The organism is Alkalibacterium sp. s-m-28, from assembly GCF_054658175.1.
Map to the genome: position 1 here is coordinate 12,392 of NZ_BAAGIQ010000013.1, position 25,818 is coordinate 38,209.

The following is a 25,818-nucleotide window of genomic DNA, read 5'->3' on the forward strand; positions in this document are numbered from 1 at the left end:
AAATTTCTTCAGCATTAACGGAAAAAAGACCGATTCACCCTCTACTGGCAGGCAGTAAAGACTAAGGGGCAAATCGTCTATTTTCAATGGGCTACCATTATGAGCGCTGAATGAAACCTTGGTAACTCTTCTTGCTCAGCAATCCTTCAAGCTGACGCATGGAGTCAAGTGCCACACCGACAACGATGAGCAGGCTTGTTCCTCCTAAAGCAATCGAACTGGGTAGATTGAACAAAGCAGAAGCCACAATCGGAAGCAATGAGATCGTTCCTAGATAAATCGCTCCAACTGTGCTTAAACGAATAAGCATATAGCCAATGTATTCTTCTGTAGCTCGTCCAGGTCTGACACTAGGTATATATCCATTTTGTTTCTGCAGGTTTTCCGCGGCTTTTTCAGGGTTGACCTGAATAAAGGCGTAGAAGTACGTGAAGAGAACAATAAGGATCGTGTACAGAGCTGCTCCAAGCGGTTCCTGAAGATTGAAAATGTTATTCAGTGTCTGGAACCATGCAGCATTCTGATTACCTTGAGCAAAGTAACCTAAAATGATCTGCGGAGTCATAAGAAACGAACTGGCGAAGATAACTGGAATAACTCCAGCTGAGTTAACTTTAAGTGGCAATACAGCACTGTCCTTGGACGTGCTGGCACGTTTTGAATAACGGACAGGTATATTACGTTTTGCATTTTCCATAAACGTTACGAGAATAACGAGCAGAATGAATACGACGATGATTCCTGCAGCTAATGCCCAGGCACTGACGATTTCATCTCCTGCATTACGGATCTGCGTGTTATAGAACTGCTGTACATCTTGTGGAATACGAGCAATGATCCCTGAGAAGATGATGAATGATGTTCCGTTACCGAATCCGTGAACGGTGATCATTTCACCTAACCACATAACAAGCATCGTTCCTGCTGTAAGGATGATTGCGATGATAATATACGTCGCCGGTCCAGGATTTCTTACGAGTCCCAGTCCAGTCAGCGCATTAAATCCATAAGAGATACCAATCGCCTGGAAGAATGCCAGAACGATTGTTAAATAGCGCGTGGCCTGGTTCAGCTTTTTACGTCCCACTTCACCTTGTTCGGACCATTCCTTGAACTTTGGAAGGACGTCCATCTGCAGGAGCTGTACGACGATCGATGCCGTAATGTATGGAGATACACCTAGAGCGAAAACTGAGTAACTCCCCAGAGCTCCACCACCAAAGGTATCAAGCAAGTTGAACAAGCCGGTATCTGATAATTCTGTTAATGCCTGTGCATTTACACCTGGTACCGTAATATGCGTTCCGAGACGGAACACAATCAGGATACCTAAGGTGAATAATACACGAGTACGAACATCTTTTTCTTTGATAGCGCCCTTTATCAGTTCGATCATTAGATCACCTCTACTGATCCACCGGCAGCTTCGATCGCTTCTTTAGCAGAAGCAGAAAACTTGTGTGCTTTCACAGTTAGTTTGTGATCGACGTTTCCTTTCGCCAAAACTTTCACACCGGATTTTTCGTTTTTGATTACTCCTGTTTCTACAAGTAGTTCTGGAGTAACTTCTGTACCTTCTTCGAAGCGGTTAAGTGTGTCTAAGTTAACAATAGCAAATTCTTTACGGTTGTAGTTAGTAAATCCGCGTTTTGGTAGAGTCTGGAACAATGGTGTCTGTCCACCCTCAAAACCTAAACGTGTTCCTCCGCCTGAACGAGCTTTCTGCCCTTTTTGTCCACGGCCGGATGTTTTTCCGTTACCAGAAGATGATCCGCGACCTACACGGTTACGTGTTTTACGAGATCCTTCTGCAGGTTTTAATTCATGAAGTTTCATAAATTCTGGCACCTCCTTTAGTTAGTCTCTGTACTCATTAGGCTTCTTTAACATCGACTAAATGAGTGATATGTTTGATTGCTCCTCGAACATATTCATTGTCAGGTCTTACCACTGTGTGGTTTAGCTTTTTAAGACCTAAAGTCTGAACTGCCTGGATCTGTTTCTGAGAACGACCAATCAAACTGCGTTTTAAAGTAATTTCCAAGTTTGCCATTGAGTCATCTCTCCTTATCCAAGTAATTCTTCTACGGATTTTCCGCGTAGTTTAGCTACATCTTCAGCACGTTTCAAATTGCTGATTCCGTCAATTGTTGCACGGATCATGTTGATTGGTGAGCTGGATCCAACTGATTTAGAGGAAACATCCTGTACCCCAGCCAATTCCAGTACCGCACGTACAGGTCCACCAGCAGATACTCCAGAACCGGCAACAGCTGGTTTAAGAATAATCTTACCGCCACCATGGCGTCCGATAATCTGGTGTGGAAGAGTAGTTCCAACCATAGGTACTTCCACAAGATTGTTTTTAGCGTCATCGATCGCTTTACGGATCGCTTCAGGTACTTCCTGAGCTTTACCGGTACCAAAACCGACATGTCCGTTTCTGTCTCCAACAACTACTAAAGCAGCGAAACGCATACGACGTCCACCTTTAACAACTTTAGTAACACGGTTGATTTCTACTACGCGATCTTCAATATCTAATTTAGATGCATCAATATGAGTTGTCATGTACTGTAACTCCTCCTTTTCTTTAGAATTTAAGTCCGTTTTCACGTGCTGCGTCAGCTAATGCTTGAACGCGTCCGTGGTATTGATATCCTCCACGATCAAAGACTACTTCAGTAATGTCTTTGTCTACTGCGCGTTTAGCTACTAGTGCGCCTACTGCAGCAGCTTCTTCAACTTTTGAATCACCTGAAACATCAGTATCCAAGGAAGATGCACTTGCGAGCGTTACACCCTCTACATCATCAATTACTTGAGCGTAGATGTTTTTATTCGAACGGAAAATGTTCAAACGTGGGCGCTCAGCAGTACCAGAAAGATTTCTGCGAATACGTTTTTGTCTTTTCTTGCGTAATTTGTTTTTATCTGGTTTTGAAATCACAATTGTCACCTCTTTATATAGAATTCTCCTGTTACAGAGATCGACGGGTCAACTGGCAAATAGAGAAGCAGAACACGATACGCTGATGGATCAGGTTCCACTTATACTCATTATTTACCTGTTTTACCTTCTTTACGACGTACGTGTTCGCCTCTGTAGCGAATTCCTTTACCTTTGTATGGCTCAGGTGGACGTACAGCGCGGATGTTAGCAGCTAATGCGCCAACTTTTTCTTTGCTTGCACCTTTAACAGATATAACAGTGTTAGATGGTACTTCGACTGTCAATCCTTCAACTTGTTCAAATTCAACTTGGTGTGAAAGACCAACGCTCAATACAAGTTTAGTACCTTGTAATTGTGCACGGTAACCAACACCATTTAGTTCTAAAACTTTTTCAAATCCAACAGATACACCTTCAACCATGTTGTTCACGATCGCGCGAGTCGTTCCGTGGATCGTACGGCTAGCTTTAGAATCATTTGGACGTGAAAAGATCATTTCGTTGTCTTCGATTTTAATATCAATAACAGGGCTCACTTCACGGGATAATTCTCCGTTTTTCCCTTTAACTGTTACCACGTTTCCGTCGATGTTTACATCAACACCTTCAGGAATAGTGATAGGCTTATTTCCGATACGGCTCAAAGTCCGGCACCTCCTTCATCTTTCTTAATGATTACCAAACGTATGCGAGGACTTCTCCCCCGATATTTTTAGCACGTGCTACTTTATCTGTAACGACGCCTTCTGAAGTCGATACTAGGGCGATACCCAGTCCGTTCAGTACTTTAGGCATCTCTTCTGCGTTAACATAAACGCGTAGGCCTGGTTTAGAGATACGTCTAACACCAGTGATTACACGTTCGTTGTTCTGACCATATTTTAAGAAAATGCGGACGATTCCTTGTTTGTCATCTTCCACGAATTCAACATCCTTGACGAAACCTTCTGATTTCAGGATATCGGCCATAGCTCTTTTTAAGTTAGAAGCAGGAATTTCCACTTTCGTATGACGCGCGTTGTTGGCGTTACGAATACGAGTTAAAAAGTCTGCGATTGGATCTGTCATGACCATTCGTTGTAGCCTCCTTTACGGCAAGTTTTCTAATTCAGTCCCGCTCGGCAGGCTTCATCATTTCTCGTGTTCATGCAGTACTGATACCGAATGATCTGTTCAAAATGTGAAGTCCATTAACCGTGCTGTCCCATGTTGTTTACCAGCTTGCTTTTTTCAAGCCAGGAATTTGACCTTTATATGCTAGCTCACGCAAGCAGATACGGCATAATTTGAATTTTTTGTACACGGAGTGTGGGCGTCCGCAACGTTCACAGCGGGTATACTCACGAGTCGAAAACTTGGCTGGTTTTTTGTTTTTTTCGATCATTGCTTTTTTAGCCATTTCTAATATTACCCTCCTAATAGGTAGTTTAGGTTATTTCTGGAACGGCATTCCCAATTGTCCGAGTAACTCACGAGCTTCTTCGTCTGTGTCAGCTGTTGTGACGATAACGATATCCATTCCGCGAACCTTATCTACATCATCGTAGTCGATTTCAGGGAAAATTAGTTGCTCTTTGATTCCCAGCGTGTAGTTACCACGGCCGTCAAATGCATTTTTGCTCACTCCACGGAAATCACGTACACGAGGTAATGAAACAGAAACTAATTTATCCAGGAAATCATACATGCGAGCTCCACGCAGGGTAACTTTCGTACCGATCGGCATACCTTCACGTAGACGGAAACCTGCGATAGATTTTTTCGCACGAGTGACAACTGGTTTTTGTCCAGAAATTTTTGTTAATTCTTCTACTGCTTTGTCTAAGTTTTTCGTGTTTGAAACAGCGTCACCTACACCCATGTTGATAACGATCTTGTCAACTTCTGGTGCCTGCATAACAGAGCTGTATTCAAATTTTTCAACTAATGATGGACGTACATCATTGTTATATTTTTCTTTAAGGCGTGTCATTTATGAATGCCCTCCTTTCCTACTTTTTATTAAAGTGCTTCGCCAGATTTTTTAGCGTAACGAACTTTCTTGCCATCTTCGATCTTATAACCTACACGTGTAGATTCTCCTGTTTTAGGATCGATCAACTGAACATTAGATACGTGAATTGGTGCTTCTGTTTCAACAATTCCGCCTTCTTGTCCCATACCTGTAGGACGGGTATGTTTTTTCATGATGTTGATCCCTTCAACGATCACTTTGTTCTGTTTAGGCATAGCAGATAGGACTGTTCCTTCTTTACCTTTGTCCTTACCAGCTAAAACTCTAACTTTATCTCCTGATTTAACAAACATTCTCTAGCGCACCTCCTTATGACGTTTATCGGAATTATAGAACTTCCGGAGCTAACGAAACAATTCTCATAAAGTCATTCTCACGTAATTCACGAGCAACTGGTCCGAAGATACGTGTTCCACGTGGTGCTTTGTCTTCACGAATAATTACACATGCATTTTCGTCAAATTTGATATATGAACCGTCTGGGCGTCTCGCACCAGATTTTGAGCGGACGATTACTGCACGAGCAATGTCTCCCTTTTTAACAACGCCGCCTGGTGTTGCCTGTTTAACAGTTACAACTACTTCATCACCGATGTTAGCCGTTTTAGCGCCTGAGCCACCTAGAACTTTAATGACCAGCACTTCACGTGCACCAGAGTTGTCAGCGACTTTCATTCGACTTTCTGTTTGAATCACGTTAGGATCCTCCTTTCAAACTCACGATAAAGCTTTATAGCTTTTCGTTGTGTACCTACCGCCTGGCGGTATTGTGTTCTGATTAAAGAACGATAGCCTCTTCTACCACTTCTAATAGACGGAATCTTTTGTCTTTAGACAATGGACGAGTTTCCATGATTGTAACAATGTCGCCAGTTTTAGCTGTGTTGTTTTCGTCATGAGCTTTGAATTTAGTTGAGTATTTCATTTGTTTTTTGTATTTAGGGTGTGACTTGCGAGTTGCGATTTCAACTACGATGGTTTTATCCATCTTGTCAGAAACGACTCTTCCCTGATACACTTTACGGTCGTTACGTTCAGCCATTGTTTAGCCTCCTTTGATTAAGCTATTACACTCAGTATTACTTATACTGCTTCAGTCTGACGCAGAACAGTTTTTACACGAGCGATACTTTTACGGACCTCTTTAATGCGAGCGGTGTTTTCCAATTGTCCAGTAGCTAATTGAAAGCGTAAGTTGAATAGCTCTTCTTTAAATTCTGCTTCTTTTTCAATTAATTCAGTAGTGGATAAGCCTTTTAATTCATTAGCCTTCATTTGAGTCACCACTTTCTTCACGAGTTACTATCCTAGTTTTCACAGGTAGTTTGTGTGAAGCTAAACGCAATGCTTCTCGAGCGACTTCGTCAGATACGCCACCGATTTCAAACATGATTTTCCCACGTTTAACAGGTGCTACCCAGCTTTCAGGAGCTCCTTTACCAGAACCCATACGTACGCCGATTGCTTTAGCTGTCACTGGTTTGTGAGGGAAAATTTTAATCCATACTTTCCCACCACGTTTCATATAACGAGTCATCGCTATACGAGCTGATTCGATCTGTCTGCTTGTGATCCATACTGAATCAACAGCTTGCAGACCATATTGTCCATATGCTATTTCTTTACCACCTTTAGCTTCGCCTCTCATTTTCCCACGAAACTCACGACGGTGTTTCACACGTTTTGGTACTAACATTGATTATTTCCCTCCTTTCTTGTCTTCGATTTTTTCAGGAAGAACTTCTCCTTTATAGATCCATACTTTAACACCTAGTTTACCGTAAGTAGTGTCAGCTTCTTCGTTAGCATAATCGATGTCTGCACGAAGTGTATGCAAAGGAACAGTTCCTTCTGAAAAGCTTTCGCTGCGGGCAATATCTGCTCCGTTTAGTCGACCGGCTACCATTGTGCGGATACCTTTAGCTCCCATACGCATAGCACGTTGGATCGCCTGTTTCTGCGCACGACGGAATGAAATACGGTTTTCAAGCTGGTCAGCGATACTTTTAGCTACTAGTGTAGCATCAAGGTCTGCTTTTTTGATTTCCACGATGTTCACGTGTACTCTCTTGTTAGTCAAGTTGTTCAAGCCATTTCTCAATGCATCAACTTCTGATCCACCTTTACCAATGACCATTCCTGGTTTAGCAGTGTGAATCGATACATTGATTCTGTTTGCTGCACGTTCGATTTCTACGCGAGAAATGGAAGCATCGCTTAATTTCTTAGCAATGTACTCACGAACAGCAATATCTTCATGTAATTTATCTGCAAAATCTTTTTCTGCGTACCACTTAGCATCCCAATCTTTGATGACGCCAACACGCAGTCCATGAGGATTTACTTTTTGTCCCATTGATTACCCCTCCTTCTTCTCTGATACCACTACTGTAATGTGGCTTGTTCTTTTGTTGATTCTTGAAGCTGCACCTTTTGCACGAGGGCGGAACCTTTTTAGGGTTGCTCCTTCATTGACATAGGCTTCACTTACGACTAATTCTTCGATATCCATATCGTAGTTGTGTTCAGCATTTGCAATTGCTGACATCAAGACTTTTTCTACCGCTTCCGCTGCTCCTCTGTTAGTGAAGCGAAGGATAGAAATAGCTTCTGCAGCACTTTTTCCTCTAATGGTGTCAACGACCAGACGTGCTTTACGTGGTGCAATGCGTACCATGCGAGCTGTTGCTTTTGCTGCTGTTACTGTTTCTGCCATGAATGTATCCTCCCTTCGCTATTAACGTTTAGTCGTGCGGTCGTCTTTTCCGTGTCCGCGGTACGTTCTTGTTGGTGCAAATTCACCTAGTTTGTGTCCTACCATGTCTTCTTGAACATAGACGGGCACGTGTTTTCTTCCATCATATACGGCAATGGTATGACCTACAAAGTTCGGAAAGATTGTTGAGCGACGTGACCATGTTTTAATGACACGTTTGTTATCGTCATCCATTTCGCGAACTTTTTTCATCAGATGATCATCGACGAAAGGTCCCTTTTTCAAACTACGGCTCATGTATTGCCCTCCTTTTGGGGTTCTTCCCCTTATAATCGTTGCGTTTTTCAGTCAGTCCGTTATCGTTTATTTTTTAGCTTTACGACGACGAACGATAAGTTTATCTGAACGGTTCTTACCTTTACGGGTTTTCTTACCAAGAGTAGGTTTACCCCAAGGTGACATTGGACTTGGACGTCCGATTGGTGCTTTACCTTCACCACCACCGTGTGGGTGATCGTTCGGGTTCATTACAGATCCACGGACAGTTGGGCGTTTGCCTAACCAGCGGCTGCGTCCAGCTTTACCAATGTTGATCAGTTCATGCTGTTCGTTTCCTACAGTACCGATTGTTGCACGGCAGCTTTGAAGGATCAGACGGCTTTCACCAGAGCTTAAACGAACCAGTGCGTATTTACCTTCTTTACCAAGAACTTGAGCAGAAGTGCCAGCTGAACGAACAAGCTGTCCGCCTTTACCAGGTTTTAACTCAACGTTGTGTACGGACGTACCAACAGGAATGTTTGCCAATGGCAGTGCATTACCTACTTGGATGTCTGCATCTACGCCAGAGTAGATGTCTGTTCCTACTTTAAGTCCTTTAGGTGCAAGAATGTATGTTTTTGTTCCATCCTCATATTGGATCAATGAGATGTTAGCAGAACGGTTTGGATCATATTCAATCGTTTTAACGATACCGCGAACGCCATCTTTCTGACGTTTGAAGTCGATCACACGGTATTTATGCTTGTGGCCTCCGCCTTGATGACGGACAGTGATTTTACCAGCGTTGTTACGTCCAGCACGTTTTGGGTTTGGTCTCAGCAAGCTTTTTTCTGGTGTGCTTGTTGTGATTTCAGCAAAATCTGACCCAGTCATGTTACGACGTCCGTTTGTGGTTGGTTTATATTTCTTAATCGCCACGTGATTCCCCTCCTTGTTAAACTAGTTTCGTGAATAGCATTTAAATTTCAATTATTATTATTCTTCGTCTCCGAACAATGCAATGTCATTCGAATCAGCAGATAAGGTAACGATCGCTTTACGACGTTTTTTAGTATATCCTTCATAACGTCCCATGCGCTTAGGTTTAGGCGCAGTGTTTATTACGTTTACTTTATCAACTTTTACGTCGAAAATTTCTTCAACAGCTTTTTTGATTGTTGGTTTTTTAGCACGAACATCAACTTCGAAGGTATACTTTTTTTCGTCCATAGCATACATAGAAGCTTCAGTGATGATCGGGCGTAAGATTACGTCACGTGCATTCATTATTGAAGAGCCTCCTCTACTTTTTCCAGAGCAGCCTTCGTCAAGATGAGTTTGTCATGCGCAACAACATCTAGCACTGATACATTGTTAGGAGCTACAACTTTAACTCCTGGAATGTTGCGTGCAGAAAGTTTTGCGAATTCATTGTCATCCTCTAAGACAACCAGAGCTTTTCTGTTGACATCAAGGTTATTGAGTACCGCTCTGAACTCTTTTGTTTTTGGTGCATCGAAGTTCAGTCCATCTACGATTACGATTTCTTCATCTATTACTTTAGTAGAAAGAACAGATTTGATCGCTAGGCGACGAACTTTCTTAGGTAGTTTGTAGCTGTATGAACGAGGTGTAGGTCCGAATACGGTACCTCCTCCACGCCATTGTGGCGAACGGATTGAGCCTTGACGAGCTCGTCCAGTTCCTTTCTGACGCCATGGTTTGCGTCCTCCACCGCGCACTGCGCTACGGTTTTTTACTGCATGTGTTCCTTGTCTTAATGACGCACGCTGCATAGTGATCGCATCAAAAACGACACTTTCGTTTGGTTCGATACCAAAGATTGCATCATTTAATGTTACATCGCCATTTTGCGTTCCGTCTTGTTTAAATAACGTTACAGTTGGCATTCTGCTAGTCCTCCCTTCCTGATATTACTTGTCTGCTTTTTCTGCAGTTCTAATTTGTACAAGTGATTTTTTAGCTCCAGGCACATTACCTTTGATCAGTAAAACGTTGCGTTCAGTATCAACACGAACGATTTCTAGATTCTGTACAGTGACACGGTCGCCACCCATACGTCCAGCTAGTTTTTTACCTTTGAATACTCTTGCAGGGTGAGTAGCCATACCCATTGATCCAGGACGACGGTGGTAACGAGAACCGTGCGTTTCAGGTCCGCGGCTTTGGCCGTGACGTTTGATAACACCCTGGAATCCTTTACCTTTAGACGTTCCTGTTACATCGACGATATCGCCTTCTGCAAATGTGTCTACTAATACTTCGTTTCCAACTTCTACGTCACCTAGCTCTACATCTCTGAATTCTCGAATGAAGCGCTTAGGAGCCGTGTTAGCTTTTTTAACATGACCTTGTGCCGGTTTATTAGATAAAACTTCACGTTTATCTTCGATTCCTAACTGAACTGAGTTATAACCGTCTGTTTCAACAGTTTTAACCTGCAGTACAACGTTAGGTTTCACTTCAACAACTGTTACAGGTACTAATTCACCTGATTCGCTGAAGATTTGAGTCATTCCGACTTTTTTTCCTAAGATTCCCTTGGTCATGAGTACACCTCCGTTATGTTAGTTTTTTATAGTTTAAGTTGTGTTGCTGATTAATTATAATTTGATTTCGATGTTTACGCCTGACGGTAAGTCAAGTTTAGTCAACGCATCAACGGTCTTTGGTGTTGGATTCAAGATATCCACAAGACGTTTGTGTGTACGCATTTCAAACTGCTCACGTGAATCTTTGTATTTATGTGGTGAACGGATGATTGTGTACAATTTACGTTCAGTTGGCAATGGGATTGGACCAGATACGTTTGCCCCAGTTCTTTTTGCCGTTTCCACGATTTTGTCAGCTGATTGATCAAGTACTCGATGCTCGTAAGCTTTTAGACGAATACGAATTTTTTGATTTGCCATGTTTTTCCCTCCTTCGCTTATTTAAGAAATAAACCTAGCTCCACGAAAATTTTCGGCCACCCTCCATGGCAATGCATCCGGGTGTGTCGTAACCTCTCGCTTCCTAGCCGCGGTTCTATGATTGATGCCTACCAGCGATTTCTATTTATACACAGGTTCAATAGATCCCGCCGAAATAAACGTCTCTCACAGACACCTATACAAGTATACAGACAACACGGACTAGAATCAAGTGTTTTTAGGCTTTTTATTGATTAATTGCCAGTTTTTTCCTGTATGTCCTGTATTAAACAACACTTCTTGTATTATAAGGGTTCCTGCCACTCCCTGCACCCTTTTTCACTCGGCATTTCAGCCTTTTTCATCAGGTTTCACTATTCTGCCACATTTGAGCTGCATGCTGCTTCAAGCTAATGTTCTTCTTTTATTTCTTTCACTTCTTATTTAGTATAGAGTGATCTTCGGTACTTCTGGAGGGGTTAGGATTTTAGAGAGGCTTGGCACTTTTAGAAAATCTCCGCAACGTTTAACTTAGATTCCCCTCACCAGACTTGAGTCTTATATTGAAGAAACTGATTTCTAATCATTTTTTTCAGTCCCTCCGCATCTCTCTGGTATATTCTTTGTTCTGGCCAGTACTTTATTGGTGATATTCAGTTGGAAGATATCGGCTAGTCTCTTTAAAACGATAGTGAAACAAGAATGGATCACTGTGGAACGTTCCTGCTCAGGCGTTCTTAACCTGTTCCGCTTCAAATTAAAATGGGAGCTCGGGCAGACGGTCGGCCGCTACCTCAACCAGTGGACCCCGTTCATTCCTAAGAAATCTCATACCGTCGCTGACTTCACTGCACTGACTGACAGCCTCTTCTACGGCCCAGAGCGATCCGATTCTAGCTGGACTCCTGAGCAGAAAGAGACAGTTAACGGTATGATTGATTTGCTTGAAGATCTTCCGGACCTGAAGCGTCACCCAAGGGAACCACACCCTTTAAGTGGAAAACTCATTCAGTAAGCCGCTGGATTTGTAATATTCTTTTCGATGAATTAACAATTCAGAATAAAAACTGGACCGACTGTACTGACCTGAAAATGTGGTCAGTACGGTCGGTATTTTCTTTAATTTAAGAAGACTGTTTTCGCTGGGCGAAAACATCCCATATAAACATTCATGATGATAAAAGCCGATGATCTCGGCTTTTTCTTTTACATAATGCATGGTACTGCCTCGGTTCCAGCATTGTCCACCGGCTATTTCTTCCCGAGTGTCTGTCCTGGCTCGATTTCTCCTTAGCTCAGATGCTTTTCCCGTTTGAGTTCCGGTTCTATCTCATTTGCTCCGGAACTCAGATCCATTTTCCGTTTGAGTTCCGGTTCTATCTCGATTGCTCCTTAACTCAGATCCATTTTCCGTTTGAGTTCTGGTTCTATCTCGATTGCTCCTTAACTCAGATCCATTTTCCGTTTGAGTTCTGGTTCTATCCCAATTGCTCCGGAACTCAGGTCCATTTCCCATTTGAGTTCCGGTTCTATCTCATTTGCTCCTTAACTCAAATCCATTTTCCATTTGAGTTCCGGTTCTATCTCGATTGCTCCTTAACTCAAATCCATTTTCCATTTGAGTTCCGGTTCTATCTCGATTGCTCCTTAACTCAGATCCATTTCACATTTGAGTTCCGGTTCTAACTGAATTGCTCCGGAGCTCATCATGTTTCTCATTTCGACCACCCGAGCTTGCCTTAAAACCTGAACTTCTTTAACTATTTCCGCAATATAGTATTTAAAGGCAAAAAAAGAAAGCTTAGAAGAAAAATCTTCTAAGCTCTCTTGAATTAGCTCATTGAAAAATATTATTCAACAATTTTAGTTACAACGCCAGCTCCAACAGTACGTCCACCTTCACGGATAGTGAATTTAGTACCTTCTTCAACAGCGATTGGAGCGATTAGAGAAACGCTCATGTTAGTGTTATCGCCAGGCATAACCATTTCAGTTCCTTCTGGAAGTTCAACAACACCAGTTACGTCTGTTGTACGGAAGAAGAACTGTGGGCGGTAGTTAGTGAAGAATGGAGTGTGACGTCCACCCTCTTCTTTTGAAAGAACATATACTTCTGCATCAAATTTAGTATGCGGAGTAATTGAACCAGGCTTAGCTAAAACTTGTCCACGCTCGACATCGTCACGTGACATACCACGTAGTAACGCACCGATGTTGTCTCCAGCTTCAGCGTAGTCTAGTAATTTACGGAACATTTCAACACCTGTAACAGTTGTTTTAGCAGTGTCTTTAATTCCGACAACTTCAACTTCGTCACCGACGCGAACTTCACCAGTTTCAACACGACCAGTTGCAACTGTACCACGACCAGTGATTGAGAATACGTCCTCAACTGGCATCATGAATGGTTTAGCAGAGTCACGTTCTGGAGCAGGGATGTAGTTATCTACAGCGTCCATAAGTTCAAGGATTTTTTCTTCGTATTCTGCATCGCCTTCAAGAGCTTTAAGTGCAGAACCAGCAACTACAGGAATGTCGTCGCCTGGGAAGTCGTATTCGCTTAATAGGTCACGAACTTCCATTTCAACTAATTCTAGTAATTCTTCATCGTCGACCATGTCAACTTTGTTCAGGAATACAACGATGTGAGGAACTCCAACCTGACGTGAAAGCAGAATGTGCTCACGAGTTTGAGGCATTGGTCCGTCAGCAGCAGAAACTACCAAGATAGCTCCGTCCATTTGAGCAGCACCAGTGATCATGTTTTTAACGTAGTCTGCGTGTCCTGGGCAGTCAACGTGTGCATAGTGACGAGTATCAGTTTCATACTCAACGTGAGAAGTAGAAATTGTGATTCCACGTTCTTTTTCTTCTGCAGCACCATCAATTGAATCATATGCTTGAGCTTCTGCGTATCCTTTTTTAGATAGTACAGTAGTAATAGCAGCAGTTAGAGTTGTTTTACCGTGGTCAACGTGTCCGATTGTACCAATGTTCATGTGTTGCTTCGTACGGTCAAATTTTTGTTTAGCCATTTTAAACATTTCCTCCTTAGGATTATCTTCTTTTTTTAAAATAGAAAATAGTATTTTCTATTCCTATTTACTCTAGTTAATTATACCGGTAGGCCGGTATAAAATCAATCGATTTGGTAGATCAGACCTGCTGTCCAGTCAAGTTACGACTAGGCGCAGCAGCGTCTGCCTCAGAAAGAGCTGATTAAGCTTCTCCACCGTTTTTCTTGATGATTTCTTCCGCAATGCTCTTAGGCACTTGTTCGTAGTGATCGAACTGCATTGTGAATGTTCCACGTCCTTGAGTAGCAGAACGTAGCGTTGTTGCGTATCCGAACATCTCAGCTAGCGGTATCTGTCCTTTAACAACAGTTGCGTTTCCACGCTGTTCAGATCCTTCGATATTTCCGCGACGAGCAGAAATGTGACCCATTATGTCTCCCATGTATTCTTCAGGTACAGTGATTTCAACAGCCATCATTGGCTCAAGAATAACTGCGCCTGCTTTTTGAGCAGCATTTTTAAGTGCCAGTGATGCAGCAACTTTAAATGCAGTCTCGTTTGAGTCGACATCGTGGTAAGATCCATCGTAAAGTTTAGCTTTAACGTCAACTAGAGGGTATCCAGCAAGAACACCGTTTTCCAGTGACGCTTCAAGACCAGCTTTAACTGCAGGAATGTATTCACGTGGAACAACTCCACCAACGATAGCATCTTCAAATTCGAAACCTGCGCCTTCTTCGTTTGGTGTGAACTCGATCCATACGTGACCGAATTGTCCTTTACCACCAGACTGACGAACAAATTTACCTTCTGCTTGTACTTGTTTAGTGAATGTTTCACGGTAAGAAACCTGAGGTGCTCCAACGTTAGCTTCAACTTTGAATTCACGCTTCATACGGTCAACGATAACGTCCAGGTGAAGTTCACCCATACCGGAAATAATCGTTTCGCCTGTTTCGTGATCAGTTTCAGCACGGAAAGTTGGATCTTCTTCAGCTAGTTTCTGTAGTGCAAGACCCATTTTATCCTGGTCAGCTTTTGTTTTAGGTTCAATAGCAACCTGGATAACTGGTTCAGGGAATTCCATTGATTCAAGGATTACCGGATTCTCAAGGTCACATAGTGTGTCCCCAGTTGTTGTATCTTTAAGACCAACAGCAGCAGCAATATCTCCAGAGAATACTTCTGAAATCTCTTCACGAGAGTTCGCGTGCATTTGAAGGATACGTCCCACACGTTCACGAGAATCTTTCGTCGCATTCAGGATATAAGATCCAGATTCAAGAGTACCTGAGTAGACACGGAAGAAAGTCAGACGACCAACATATGGGTCAGTCATAACTTTAAATGCCAATGCAGAAAACGGCTGATCATCGCCAGCTTCTACTTTGACTTCTGCAGTCTCATCTCCTTGTTTGTGACCAACAATGGCACGTACATCAAGTGGTGAAGGCAGGTAATCTACTACAGCGTCCAGAAGTAACTGAACCCCTTTGTTTTTGAAAGCAGACCCAACTAGTACTGGATAGAATTCAACGCTTAGAGTTGCTTTACGAATACCTTCTTTTAATTGCTCTTCAGAGATTTCTTCTCCTTCAAGGTAACGCATCATCATCTCTTCATCTAGATCAGCAACAGCTTCAACTAGTTTAGTACGCCATTCTTCAGCCAGTTCAACCATGTCAGCTGGAATATCTTCTTCAGTTATTTCAGTTCCAAGGTCGTTACCGTACATGAATGCTTTCATTTTAACTAGGTCGATGATACCTTTGAAGTCATCTTCAGCACCAATCGGTAGTTGGATTGGGTGAGCGTTAGCCTGTAGACGGTCATGAAGGGTTTCATTCGCGTGCAGGAAGTCAGCTCCCAGTTTGTCCATTTTGTTTACAAAAACAACACGAGGTACGCCGTAAGTAGTTGCCTGACGCCATACTGTTTCTGTTTGTGGTTCAACACCTGATTGTGCATCCAGTACAGCAACCGCTCCATCAAGTACACGTAGTGAACGTTCTACCTCAACGGTAAAGTCCACGTGTCCAGGAGTGTCGATGATGTGTACACGGTGGTTGTTCCACTGAGCAGTTGTTGCAGCGGAAGTGATTGTGATTCCACGCTCCTGCTCCTGCTCCATCCAGTCCATCTGTGAAGCACCTTCGTGCGTTTCACCAATCTTGTGGATTCGGCCAGTGTAATAAAGGATACGCTCAGTCGTGGTTGTTTTACCAGCATCGATGTGCGCCATGATTCCGATATTACGGGTTCTCTTTAGAGGAAATTCTCTTTTGGCCACTAATCATTACACCTCTCTTTAGTAAATTTGGATCATTCTGACATGATCCTCGGATAACTGTCAATGAAGATACAGAGTTTTTCCGTCGCACGAATCGACTCCATGCGATCGAAGACTGCTCTGATTATCTTACCAGCGGTAGTGAGCAAACGCTTTGTTCGCTTCTGCCATACGGTGAGTTTCTTCACGTTTACGGACAGCAGCACCAGTGTTGTTTGCTGCATCCATGATTTCTTTAGCCAGTCTGTCTTCCATGGTGTTTTCTCCACGTAGACGAGCATAGTTTACTAACCAGCGAAGTGCCAGAGTCGTACGACGATCAGGACGTACTTCTACAGGAACCTGGTAGTTAGACCCTCCTACACGACGAGCTTTAACTTCTAATACAGGCATGATATTTTTCAGTGCTTGTTCATACACTTCCATAGGATCATTTCCTGTTGTTTCTTTAATCTGATCAAATGCATCATACAAAATCGTTGATGCTTTTCCACGCTTACCGTCAACCATCAAACGGTTGATCAGACGGGAAACCAGTTTAGAGTTGTACATTGGATCTGGTAATACATCACGTTTTGCTACAGGACCTTTACGAGGCATTCAAATTCCTCCTTTCGGGAATATTAATTTCGAGTTATTTTATGAAGCTGAGCTTAACGCCTCACTCCACTTTTATTTATCCAGTTTCGTTCGGCAACTCCCCGTGCCATTCACCTTGAAAATTCGCTGTGCAGTCTTCGACTTGCTTGACGAAGCTGTTTCGGCTTTAGCCGTTTACAGATTAGTTATGTCGATAAGCAAGGCTTATGCGACCTTCATCTATTGCTATTTTCTAGGTGGATGTCAGGCTGAGCTTAACGCCTCACTCCACTTTTACTTATCCAGTTTCGTTCAGCAGCTCCCCGTGCCATTCACCTTGAAAATTCGCTGTGCAGTCTTCGACTTGCTTGACGAAGCTGTTTCGGCTTTAGCCGTTTACAGATTAGTTATGTCGATAAGCAAGGCTTATGCGACCTTCCTCTATTGCTATTTTCCAGGTGGATGTCAGGCTGAGCTTAACGCTTCACTCCACTTTTATTTTACTTATTTAGGACGCTTAGTTCCGTATTTAGAACGACCTTGTTTACGGTCTGTTACTCCGGCCGTATCAAGCGCTCCACGAACGATGTGATAACGTACACCCGGTAAGTCTTTTACTTGACCTCCACGGATAAGTACCACGCTGTGTTCCTGAAGGTTGTGACCTTCACCTGGGATATATGCTGTTACTTCGATCATGTTAGATAGACGTACACGAGCATATTTACGTAAAGCTGAGTTAGGTTTTTTAGGAGTCATTGTTCCCACACGAGTACAAACACCACGTTTTTGTGGAGAGTATACTGTCGTCTGTTTGCGTTTTTGAGTGTTGTACCCTCTATTCAACGCAGGTGACTCTGATTTACTTGTTTTAGATTTACGAGGCTTACGGATCAGTTGATTCATTGTAGGCATATTGTGTTTCCTCCTTCCATGTTTACTGTGTAATACTTGCTTTTCTAGGTCCACACATCCAGGCGGTTCCTTTTTGGGCAAAAAAGAATAATCGCTTAATGCGACGGCTTTCCATTGCCAGAAACCTTCTTGATATATGGCTTAATTTTGTCTCTTGCGTACCAGTCAGCACGACTGTTAACTCAATCAGGCCGGATCACTCCAGCACAAGAATCGGAACACAAAAGCACCTCTAGCATAGTACCACGCAGGGACGGTTATGTCAATAACCTGTTGGGAAATAATTTATTTATCAGAAGGGTGTATCAGAGCAGCCTGAAGCTGCCCTGACTTCCTTCTAGTTTAATTACTCTGTTGTAGTCTGATCTGCAGGTTGAACGTCTTCGTTGATGCTATAGACATTTTCGCTGACGACGCCTACTTCTTTAGGTTTCATGTCATTGTACACCTTCATACCTGTTCCGGCTGGAATAGATTTACCGATGATGACATTTTCCTTCAGACCGATCAGTTTGTCGTTCTTACCTCTTATCGCAGCATCTGTCAGGACACGAGTTGTTTCCTGGAATGATGCAGCAGATAAGAAACTGTTTGTTTCAAGTGACGCTTTGGTAATACCCAGAAGAACTGGACGAGCTGTTGCTGGAAGTCCACCAGATAATAATGTCGATCTGTTGGCTTCCTTGAAGTCCGCAACATCTACCAGACTACCTGGCAGGATGCTCGTATCACCTGGATCCATCACTCTAACTTTCTGAAGCATCTGTCTAACCATTACCTCGATGTGCTTATCACCGATTTCAACCCCTTGACTGCGGTAAGCGTACTGTACTTCTTTAAGCATATAGTTCTGAAGCTTAATGACGTTACTTACTGCAAGAAGCTGTTTAGGTTCGATCGATCCTTCACTCAATGCATCTCCACGTTCGACAAAGCTGCCGACTTTCACACGTAGACGGGCATTGATTGCCAGAGTGTAGCTGCGGGTATCTGTTGCACCCTTAACCGTCACTTCTTTGGTTCTTTCGCTAGGGTTTTCTTCTATAGAAACGACTTCCCCAGTTACTTCAGTAATCGTTGCAAGACCTTTAGGGTTTCTCGCTTCAAAGATTTCCTGAACACGAGGAAGACCCTGAGTGATATCATCTCCAGCAACTCCACCTGTGTGGAACGTACGCATGGTCAGCTGAGTACCCGGTTCACCGATAGATTGAGCAGCAATTGTACCAACTGCTTCTCCTACTTCGACTTCACGGCCAGTTGCCAGGTTGCGTCCGTAACATTTCTTACATACACCATGATTAGTGTTACATGTAAAGACGGAACGGATTGTTACTTTTTCAATTCCTGATTCGATGATTACTTTAGCGATATCTTCAGTGATTAGGTCATTTTCTTTAACGAGTACGGCATCTGTTTCCGGATGTCTGACTGTCTTACGTGCATAACGTCCGATGATACGTTCTTCAAGCGGCTCGATTTCTTCGTTGCCGTCTTTCAGTGTTTCAGCGTCCAATCCACGTTTCGTGCCACAATCTTCTTCACGGATAATGACGTCTTGAGCTACATCTACCAGACGACGAGTCAGGTAACCGGAGTCAGCAGTCTTAAGCGCCGTATCGGTCATTCCTTTACGGGCACCGTGTGTAGAGATGAACATCTCGAGAACGGACAGCCCTTCACGGAAGTTTGATGTGATCGGCAGTTCCATGATACGACCACTCGGAGCCGCCATCAGTCCACGCATTCCAGCAAGCTGGGTAAAGTTGGAGATGTTACCACGGGCACCGGAATCACTCATCATGAAGATGTTGTTGTGGTTATCCAATGAGCGCATCAAGTGTTCCTGGATGGTATCTTTTGTTTTCGTCCAGACATCGATGACTGCAGTATAGCGCTCTTCTTCAGTTATCAGACCACGACGGTGAGACGCGTTGATGCGGTCCACCTGTTTGTGTGCCTGATCCAGGATCTCACCTTTTTCTTTCAGGTGAGAAATGTCGGCGATTCCGACAGTGATTCCTGATTTAGTTGAGTGTTTGTAGCCAAGATTCTTCATTTTATCCAGCATTTTTGATGTTTCAGTGACCTGGAATCGTTTGAAGACTTCAGCAATGACGTTACTTAAGTTTTTCTTCTTGAACGGTGGCACAAGTTCAGCATTCTTGATGTGCTCTCTGATGTCCGTTCCATAAGGGACAAAATATTTATCCGGAGTCTGTTTCTCCAGGTTGTCCTGAGAAGGTTCATTCAAGTACGGGAACTCTTTCGGCATGATTTCATTGAAAATCAGTTTTCCGACTGTTGTAACAAGGTACTTGTCCTTCTGCCATTCAGTAAACGGCTTTTCAGGCAGCGCAGATGCATGGATCGCTACTCTTGAATGAAGATGAACATATCCGGTCTGATAAGCTTGAATCGCTTCAGACTGACTTGAGAAGATCATGCCTTCTCCAATTTTACCCGCATCTTCCATAGTGAGGTAGTAGTTACCCAGTACCATATCCTGTGAAGGTGTTACAACGGGTTTCCCATCTTTAGGGTTCAGGATGTTCTGAGCGCCAAGCATCAAAATACGTGCTTCAGCCTGGGCTTCGTCACTTAATGGAACGTGAACAGCCATCTGGTCTCCATCGAAGTCGGCGTTGTATGCTTCACACACTAATGGGTGAAGACGGATTGCTTTTCCTTCAACAAGTACAGGTTCGAAAGCCTGAATACCCAGACGGTGAAGCGTAGGCGCCCGGTTAAGAAGAACAGGGTGTTCTCTGATGACATCTTCAAGTACAGCCCAGACTTCTTCGTCCATGCGTTCAACTTTACGTTTCGCATTCTTGATGTTGTTTGCAATTTCTCTTGCGACCAGCTCTCTCATAACAAACGGCTTGAACAGCTCAATTGCCATTTCTTTAGGTAGGCCACACTGGTACATTTTCAGACTTGGTCCAACAACGATAACGGAACGACCAGAATAGTCGACACGTTTACCCAGCAAGTTCTGACGGAAACGTCCCTGTTTCCCTTTCAGCATATGAGAAAGAGATTTAAGTGGACGGTTACCCGGTCCAGTCACTGCACGTCCGCGACGGCCGTTGTCAACTAGTGCATCGACAGCTTCCTGAAGCATACGTTTCTCATTCTGAACGATGATATGCGGAGCATTCAGGTCCAGAAGGCGTTTCAGACGATTGTTACGGTTGATGACACGACGGTACAAGTCGTTCAAGTCACTCGTTGCAAAACGTCCACCTTCAAGCTGAACCATCGGACGCAGTTCAGGTGGAATGACTGGTACAACGTTCATGACCATCCATGCCGGATCGTTTCCTGAATTTCTGAAAGCTTCCAGAATATCCAGACGACGAATCGCACGAGTACGTTTTTGTCCTGTAGCCGTCTGAAGCAGTTCTTTCAGCTCTTCGACTTCTTCCACAAGATTTACGTCGTTCAATAATGTCTTGATCGCTTCCGCACCGATTTCAGCCTGGAAACTGTTTCCGTACTGTGCACGGCGTTCGCGGTATTCGCGTTCAGTCATCAGCTGTTTCTTCTCAAGTGGTGTGTCCCCAGCATCAGTGACAACATATGAAGCGAAATAAATGATTTCTTCAAGCGCACGTGGCGACATATCCAGTACAAGTCCCATACGACTCGGGATACCTTTAAAGTACCAGATGTGTGTGACAGGTGCTGCCAGTTCAAGGTGACCCATACGTTCACGGCGAACTTTAGATTTAGTGACTTCTACGCCACAACGGTCACAGACGATCCCTTTATAATGGACACGTTTGTATTTCCCGCATGAACATTCATAATCTTTTGACGGTCCAAATATTCTTTCACAGAACAGTCCGTCTTTTTCAGGTTTCAGTGTGCGGTAATTGATTGTTTCAGGTTTCTTAACTTCTCCGTAAGACCAGCTGCGGATCTTGTCCGGTGAAGCCAGACCTATTTGTATACTTTCAAATTTATTTACATCGATCAAAGGGGCTACCTCCCTTTAGTAGATTATAGAGCTGCCCTAGTGCTCCTCTTACATGCGAAAAGATGAAGGAGAGGAAAGAATGCTGTATCATCTTCTGTCCTCTCACTTCTGTCTTTTAATGTGTTTCTGACTTACTCCTGCTCCTGCTCTTGTGACTCAGCAAGGGCTTCTTCCTGTTCTTTCAGTCTTGCTTCTTCAGCACGCTTTTCGTCCTGTTCTTTTTTCATCTTTTCAAGTGAATCGACATTTCCGAATTCATCGTCTTCATCTGAATCCTGAAGATCGATGGCTTCTTCGTTGATGTCCAGTACTTTAAGATCCAGTCCCAATGACTGAAGCTCTTTGACAAGTACTCGGAATGATTCCGGTACACCAGGTTTTGGAATGGTTTCACCTTTGACGATGGCTTCGTACGTTTTCACACGTCCGACAACATCATCTGATTTGTATGTCAGGATTTCCTGAAGGGTATAAGCCGCACCGTATGCTTCCAGTGCCCATACCTCCATCTCTCCGAAACGCTGTCCACCGAACTGGGCTTTACCACCAAGCGGCTGCTGCGTAACTAGAGAGTATGGTCCAGTTGAACGGGCGTGCAGTTTGTCGTCGACCATGTGGGCCAGTTTGACGAAGTACATGACTCCGACAGAGACCTTGTTGTCGAACGGCTCCCCTGTACGTCCATCGATCAGTACCGTTTTGGCATCGTCATCCATACCGGCTTCTTTGATCGTTTCCCAGACTTCATTTTCATTGGCTCCATCAAATACCGGCGTTGCAATGTGAATGCCCATCTTGCGTGCGGCCATTCCCATGTGCAGTTCGATGACCTGACCGATATTCATACGTGATGGTACCCCAAGCGGGTTAAGCATGATATCGACAGGTGTACCGTCCGGCATGAACGGCATGTCTTCTTCTGGAAGAATAAGGGATACAACACCCTTGTTTCCGTGACGACCGGCCATTTTATCTCCGACGTTGATTTTACGTTTCTGAACGATAAAGACACGAACAAGATAGTTGACGCCAGGAGATAGTTCGTCTCCAGCTTCACGAGTAAAGATCTTCACGTCGTGAACGATCCCTCCACCACCGTGAGGCACTCTTAGTGATGTATCTCTTACTTCACGTGCTTTTTCTCCAAAGATCGCATGTAATAGTTTTTCTTCCGCAGATAACTCAGATACCCCTTTTGGTGTGACTTTACCTACAAGGATGTCTCCATCATGGACTTCTGCACCAATTCTGATGATTCCACGATCATCAAGATTTTTCAGTGCGTCGTCGCCAACGTTAGGCAGTTCACGGGTGATTTCTTCAGGGCCTAGTTTCGTATCGCGGGCTTCAGATTCATATTCTTCAATATGGATCGATGTATAGATGTCATCTTTGACCAGGCGCTCACTCATGATGACCGCATCTTCAAAGTTATAGCCGTCGAATGTCGTGAAGGCAATAAGCGGATTGCGTCCCAGCGCCATTTCACCATTTTCCATAGAAGGTCCGTCCGCAAGAATATCTCCTTTGTCAACCTGTTCACCATGACGTACCAGTGAACGCTGGTTGTAGGATGTTCCCGCATTGGAACGTTTAAATTTAGCTACATAGTAACTATCCAGTGCACCATCTTCACGTCTGACACGAATCTGTTTCGCATCAACGTATTCAACAGTACCTGAATGTCTTGCAATGACTGCTGCTCCAGAGTCACGCGCTGCTGTGTGCTCGATTCCTGTTCCAACAAGCGGTGCTTCCGGATCGATCAGAGGCACGGCCTGACGCTGCATGTTCGCACCCATCAGGGCACGGTTGGAGTCATCGTTTTCAAGGAATGGAATACTTGCTGTCGCAACAGACACAACCTGCTTAGGTGATACGTCCATATAGTCGACAAGAGAGGCTTCCAGTTCTTCGTTGTTGTTCTTCGTACGAGCCAGAACCAGATCGTTGACGAATGATCCGTCGTCGTTAAGCGGCGCATTGGCCTGAGCAACAACATAAAGATCCTCTTCGTCTGCAGTCAAATAGTCGATTTCACCAGTTACGCGTCCAGTTTCTTTATCCACTCGACGGTAAGGTGTTTCGATAAATCCGAACTCGTTGATCTTAGCGTATGTGGACAAGCTGTTGATCAGCCCGATGTTTGGTCCCTCAGGTGTTTCGATCGGGCACATACGTCCATAGTGGGAGTAGTGAACGTCTCGGACTTCATATCCGGCACGGTCACGCGTCAGTCCACCAGGTCCTAACGCAGACAGGCGTCTTTTGTGTGTCAGCTCGCCAAGCGGGTTCGTCTGATCCATGAACTGAGACAGCTGTGAAGAACCGAAGAACTCTTTGATGGACGCAACAACTGGACGAATGTTGACCAATTGCTGTGGTGTTGTCGTAGATGTGTCCTGAATGGACATACGCTCACGAACCACACGTTCCATACGAGACAGACCGATACGGAACTGATTCTGAAGCAGTTCCCCAACTGAACGGATACGTCTGTTTCCTAAGTGGTCGATATCGTCTGTTTCGCCGATGCCTTCCTGTAAGTTGAAGAAGTAACTCATGGATGCGATCATGTCCGCCGGAAGAATGTATTTCACTTCACGGTCAGGATTCGCATTTCCGATGACATTGACAACACGGTCATTGTCATTCGGAGAGTAGACTTTAACGATCTGAAGATCGATCGGTTCAGGCACGACACCTTCATCGGATGGATAAAGCGTCACTGCGTTCAGTCCGTTATCCAGATGTGGTCCGAGCTGGTCCATGACTTCACGGTTGATCAGTGTACCTTCTTTAGCCAGCAGTTCGCCTGTTTCACTGTCAACCAGTGATTCAGCCAATGTCAGACCCATCAGGCGGATTTTAAGATCCAGTTTCTTGTTCATTTTATAGCGTCCGACACGAGCCAGGTCATAACGCTTAGGGTCGAAGAAGCGTGTAGTCAGGAGACTTCTTGAAGAGTCAGCCGTTTTAGGCTCTCCTGGACGCAGACGTTCGTAAACATCTTTCAGTGCTTCTTCCACTCGGGAATCCGAAGTGTTTTTGTGAATATCTTTTTCTAGAGTAGCTACCAGACTTTCGTTCGAGCCGAAAATATCCAGAATTTCATCATCCGATCCGAATCCCAGTGCACGAACAAGTACACTTAGAGGGATTTTACGGGTACGGTCGATACGGACATTGGACAAGCCTTTAGAATCCGTTTCATACTCCAGCCATGCGCCACGGTTAGGAATGACAGTAGATCCGAATCCTTCCATGCCGTTCTTTTCAACTTTAGGGCTGAAATAAACGCCAGGTGAACGGACTAGCTGAGAAACGATAACACGTTCCGCTCCGTTGATGATGAATGTTCCCTGTTGGGTCATCAGTGGGAAGTCTCCGAAGAATACTTCCTGCTCTTTTACTTCGCCTGTTTCTTTATTGATCAGGCGCAGTTTGACGTACAGTGGAGCTGAATAGTTAGAATCATGCTGTCTCGCTTCATCTACTGAATATTTAGGTTCCTGCAACTGATAGTCTGTAAATTCAAGTGACAGATTACCTGAAAAGTCTTCGATAGGAGAAATGTCCTTGAACATGTCTCTCAATCCTTCTTCAAGAAACCAGTCATAAGAGTTTGTCTGAATTTCGATTAGGTTCGGTAATTCCAATACTTCTTTAATTCGTGAGTAACTTCTACGTGTACGGTGCTTGCCGTATTTCACATCTTGGCCTGCCAACCTCTTCACCCCTCATAAATAATCACTAGCCGTCATAATCAAAAGCAATTGCTGTATTTGATCATCCGCTTCTTATATTACAATTGCGTTACAATTGTTAACAAACGTTTAAAAACAAGGCGTTTACCCTGTTTTTGACCAAAAAAAATACAAAAGAGTCGTGAAAGAATCATCCTGAATCATCACACATTCTTTTGTTTTGCTCCAAAAACCGCGTCCGGACAATATTTCGTACGGGTTTTATTTTCATACTTTGTTTAGCGTCTATTAAGTTTACACAAAAAGCAAGTGGTTGTCAAGTTTGAATTTGCCCTTTTTACGTCAGGGCAGCCTCTAAATCGAGCATGTAGGAGGAAGGCAATGGAACACTGGTATGAATTTCTTTGAAACACTGTAAGAAGACACACAAATAGAACGCCCTTTTCAG

Annotated in this window: 29 protein-coding genes; 1 reads left to right on the plus strand and 28 read right to left on the minus strand. The window is 43.8% G+C overall.

Annotated features, from left to right (window positions below; genetic code table 11):
• Positions 1-97: 97 nt before the first annotated feature.
• The 22 genes from secY to rpsJ all read right to left on the minus strand — a co-directional run bounded on the left by secY (position 98) and on the right by rpsJ (position 10,877).
• Positions 98-1,396, minus strand: a complete 1,299-nt coding sequence (gene secY, locus ACYQ4S_RS03425) for a preprotein translocase subunit SecY (RefSeq protein ID WP_346025023.1) — start codon at positions 1,394-1,396, stop codon at positions 98-100.
• Positions 1,396-1,836, minus strand: coding sequence for a 50S ribosomal protein L15 (rplO, locus tag ACYQ4S_RS03430; protein WP_091265260.1), 441 nt, complete (start codon positions 1,834-1,836; stop codon positions 1,396-1,398). The genes secY and rplO overlap by 1 nt, the downstream gene beginning before the upstream one ends.
• A 37-nt stretch (positions 1,837-1,873) precedes the next feature.
• Positions 1,874-2,053: a 50S ribosomal protein L30 gene (rpmD, locus tag ACYQ4S_RS03435; protein ID WP_346025022.1), complete on the minus strand. Its 180-nt coding sequence runs from the start codon at positions 2,051-2,053 to the stop codon at positions 1,874-1,876.
• A gap of 14 nt (positions 2,054-2,067) precedes the next feature.
• Positions 2,068-2,571 carry a 30S ribosomal protein S5 gene (rpsE, locus tag ACYQ4S_RS03440; protein ID WP_091265264.1) on the minus strand — a complete coding sequence of 168 codons (504 nt, stop codon included), beginning with the start codon at positions 2,569-2,571 and terminating at the stop codon, positions 2,068-2,070.
• Between the two features lie 22 nt (positions 2,572-2,593).
• A complete protein-coding gene (gene rplR / locus ACYQ4S_RS03445; RefSeq protein WP_091265266.1) occupies positions 2,594-2,959 on the minus strand; it encodes a 50S ribosomal protein L18 in 366 nt (121 codons plus the stop codon).
• A gap of 101 nt (positions 2,960-3,060) precedes the next feature.
• On the minus strand, positions 3,061-3,597 hold the full coding sequence (gene rplF / locus ACYQ4S_RS03450) for a 50S ribosomal protein L6 (protein WP_091481949.1): 537 nt from the start codon (positions 3,595-3,597) through the stop codon (positions 3,061-3,063).
• Positions 3,598-3,628: 31 nt separating this feature from the next.
• A complete protein-coding gene (gene rpsH, locus ACYQ4S_RS03455) occupies positions 3,629-4,027 on the minus strand; it encodes a 30S ribosomal protein S8 (RefSeq protein ID WP_091481952.1) in 399 nt (132 codons plus the stop codon).
• A 139-nt stretch (positions 4,028-4,166) separates the two neighbouring features.
• Positions 4,167-4,352 carry a type Z 30S ribosomal protein S14 gene (locus ACYQ4S_RS03460; protein ID WP_091265274.1) on the minus strand — a complete coding sequence of 62 codons (186 nt, stop codon included), beginning with the start codon at positions 4,350-4,352 and terminating at the stop codon, positions 4,167-4,169.
• 33 nt (positions 4,353-4,385) lie between these two features.
• Entirely contained in the window at positions 4,386-4,925 is a 540-nt protein-coding gene (gene rplE / locus ACYQ4S_RS03465; RefSeq protein ID WP_091265277.1) for a 50S ribosomal protein L5, read from the minus strand.
• A gap of 29 nt (positions 4,926-4,954) precedes the next feature.
• A complete protein-coding gene (gene rplX, locus ACYQ4S_RS03470) occupies positions 4,955-5,260 on the minus strand; it encodes a 50S ribosomal protein L24 (protein ID WP_091265279.1) in 306 nt (101 codons plus the stop codon).
• A gap of 34 nt (positions 5,261-5,294) precedes the next feature.
• Complete coding sequence (gene rplN, locus ACYQ4S_RS03475; RefSeq protein ID WP_459769366.1) at positions 5,295-5,663, minus strand: 50S ribosomal protein L14; 369 nt, start codon at positions 5,661-5,663, stop codon at positions 5,295-5,297.
• An 82-nt stretch (positions 5,664-5,745) separates the two neighbouring features.
• On the minus strand, positions 5,746-6,009 hold the full coding sequence (gene rpsQ, locus ACYQ4S_RS03480; RefSeq protein ID WP_091265284.1) for a 30S ribosomal protein S17: 264 nt from the start codon (positions 6,007-6,009) through the stop codon (positions 5,746-5,748).
• A 41-nt stretch (positions 6,010-6,050) separates the two neighbouring features.
• Entirely contained in the window at positions 6,051-6,242 is a 192-nt protein-coding gene (rpmC, locus tag ACYQ4S_RS03485; protein ID WP_091481963.1) for a 50S ribosomal protein L29, read from the minus strand.
• Positions 6,232-6,663, minus strand: coding sequence for a 50S ribosomal protein L16 (gene rplP, locus ACYQ4S_RS03490; protein ID WP_091265288.1), 432 nt, complete (start codon positions 6,661-6,663; stop codon positions 6,232-6,234). Before rplP ends, rpmC begins: the two co-directional genes overlap by 11 nt.
• A gap of 3 nt (positions 6,664-6,666) precedes the next feature.
• The gene (gene rpsC, locus ACYQ4S_RS03495; RefSeq protein WP_346025021.1) at positions 6,667-7,323 is read right to left on the minus strand and encodes a 30S ribosomal protein S3; all 657 of its coding nucleotides are present in this window, start codon (positions 7,321-7,323) and stop codon (positions 6,667-6,669) included.
• A 3-nt stretch (positions 7,324-7,326) separates the two neighbouring features.
• A complete protein-coding gene (gene rplV, locus ACYQ4S_RS03500; protein ID WP_091265293.1) occupies positions 7,327-7,683 on the minus strand; it encodes a 50S ribosomal protein L22 in 357 nt (118 codons plus the stop codon).
• 21 nt (positions 7,684-7,704) lie between these two features.
• Positions 7,705-7,980 (minus strand): 30S ribosomal protein S19, encoded by a 276-nt coding sequence (gene rpsS / locus ACYQ4S_RS03505; protein ID WP_091265296.1) that lies wholly within the window; start codon positions 7,978-7,980, stop codon positions 7,705-7,707.
• Between the two features lie 66 nt (positions 7,981-8,046).
• Complete coding sequence (gene rplB, locus ACYQ4S_RS03510) at positions 8,047-8,883, minus strand: 50S ribosomal protein L2 (RefSeq protein WP_346025020.1); 837 nt, start codon at positions 8,881-8,883, stop codon at positions 8,047-8,049.
• Between the two features lie 57 nt (positions 8,884-8,940).
• Entirely contained in the window at positions 8,941-9,231 is a 291-nt protein-coding gene (gene rplW / locus ACYQ4S_RS03515; RefSeq protein WP_091265301.1) for a 50S ribosomal protein L23, read from the minus strand.
• The gene (gene rplD / locus ACYQ4S_RS03520; protein ID WP_091265303.1) at positions 9,231-9,854 is read right to left on the minus strand and encodes a 50S ribosomal protein L4; all 624 of its coding nucleotides are present in this window, start codon (positions 9,852-9,854) and stop codon (positions 9,231-9,233) included. Before rplD ends, rplW begins: the two co-directional genes overlap by 1 nt.
• A gap of 24 nt (positions 9,855-9,878) precedes the next feature.
• Positions 9,879-10,514 carry a 50S ribosomal protein L3 gene (rplC, locus tag ACYQ4S_RS03525; RefSeq protein WP_346025017.1) on the minus strand — a complete coding sequence of 212 codons (636 nt, stop codon included), beginning with the start codon at positions 10,512-10,514 and terminating at the stop codon, positions 9,879-9,881.
• Between the two features lie 54 nt (positions 10,515-10,568).
• Positions 10,569-10,877, minus strand: coding sequence for a 30S ribosomal protein S10 (gene rpsJ / locus ACYQ4S_RS03530; protein ID WP_459769371.1), 309 nt, complete (start codon positions 10,875-10,877; stop codon positions 10,569-10,571).
• A 712-nt stretch (positions 10,878-11,589) separates the two neighbouring features.
• Between rpsJ and ACYQ4S_RS03535 the strand changes: the two genes are divergently transcribed.
• Entirely contained in the window at positions 11,590-11,892 is a 303-nt protein-coding gene (locus ACYQ4S_RS03535; protein ID WP_459769373.1) for a hypothetical protein, read from the plus strand.
• Positions 11,893-12,727: 835 nt separating this feature from the next.
• Here the strand turns inward: ACYQ4S_RS03535 and tuf are convergent.
• From tuf to rpoB, 6 genes are all read right to left on the minus strand, one after another.
• Positions 12,728-13,912 carry an elongation factor Tu gene (gene tuf / locus ACYQ4S_RS03540; RefSeq protein ID WP_459769375.1) on the minus strand — a complete coding sequence of 395 codons (1,185 nt, stop codon included), beginning with the start codon at positions 13,910-13,912 and terminating at the stop codon, positions 12,728-12,730.
• Between the two features lie 184 nt (positions 13,913-14,096).
• The gene (gene fusA / locus ACYQ4S_RS03545; RefSeq protein WP_346025013.1) at positions 14,097-16,184 is read right to left on the minus strand and encodes an elongation factor G; all 2,088 of its coding nucleotides are present in this window, start codon (positions 16,182-16,184) and stop codon (positions 14,097-14,099) included.
• Between the two features lie 129 nt (positions 16,185-16,313).
• Positions 16,314-16,784: a 30S ribosomal protein S7 gene (gene rpsG / locus ACYQ4S_RS03550; RefSeq protein ID WP_091265310.1), complete on the minus strand. Its 471-nt coding sequence runs from the start codon at positions 16,782-16,784 to the stop codon at positions 16,314-16,316.
• Positions 16,785-17,267: 483 nt separating this feature from the next.
• Positions 17,268-17,678 carry a 30S ribosomal protein S12 gene (rpsL, locus tag ACYQ4S_RS03555; protein WP_459769377.1) on the minus strand — a complete coding sequence of 137 codons (411 nt, stop codon included), beginning with the start codon at positions 17,676-17,678 and terminating at the stop codon, positions 17,268-17,270.
• 346 nt (positions 17,679-18,024) lie between these two features.
• Entirely contained in the window at positions 18,025-21,663 is a 3,639-nt protein-coding gene (rpoC, locus tag ACYQ4S_RS03560; RefSeq protein ID WP_459769378.1) for a DNA-directed RNA polymerase subunit beta', read from the minus strand.
• A gap of 131 nt (positions 21,664-21,794) precedes the next feature.
• Entirely contained in the window at positions 21,795-25,400 is a 3,606-nt protein-coding gene (gene rpoB / locus ACYQ4S_RS03565; protein ID WP_346025010.1) for a DNA-directed RNA polymerase subunit beta, read from the minus strand.
• Positions 25,401-25,818: the final 418 nt, after the last annotated feature.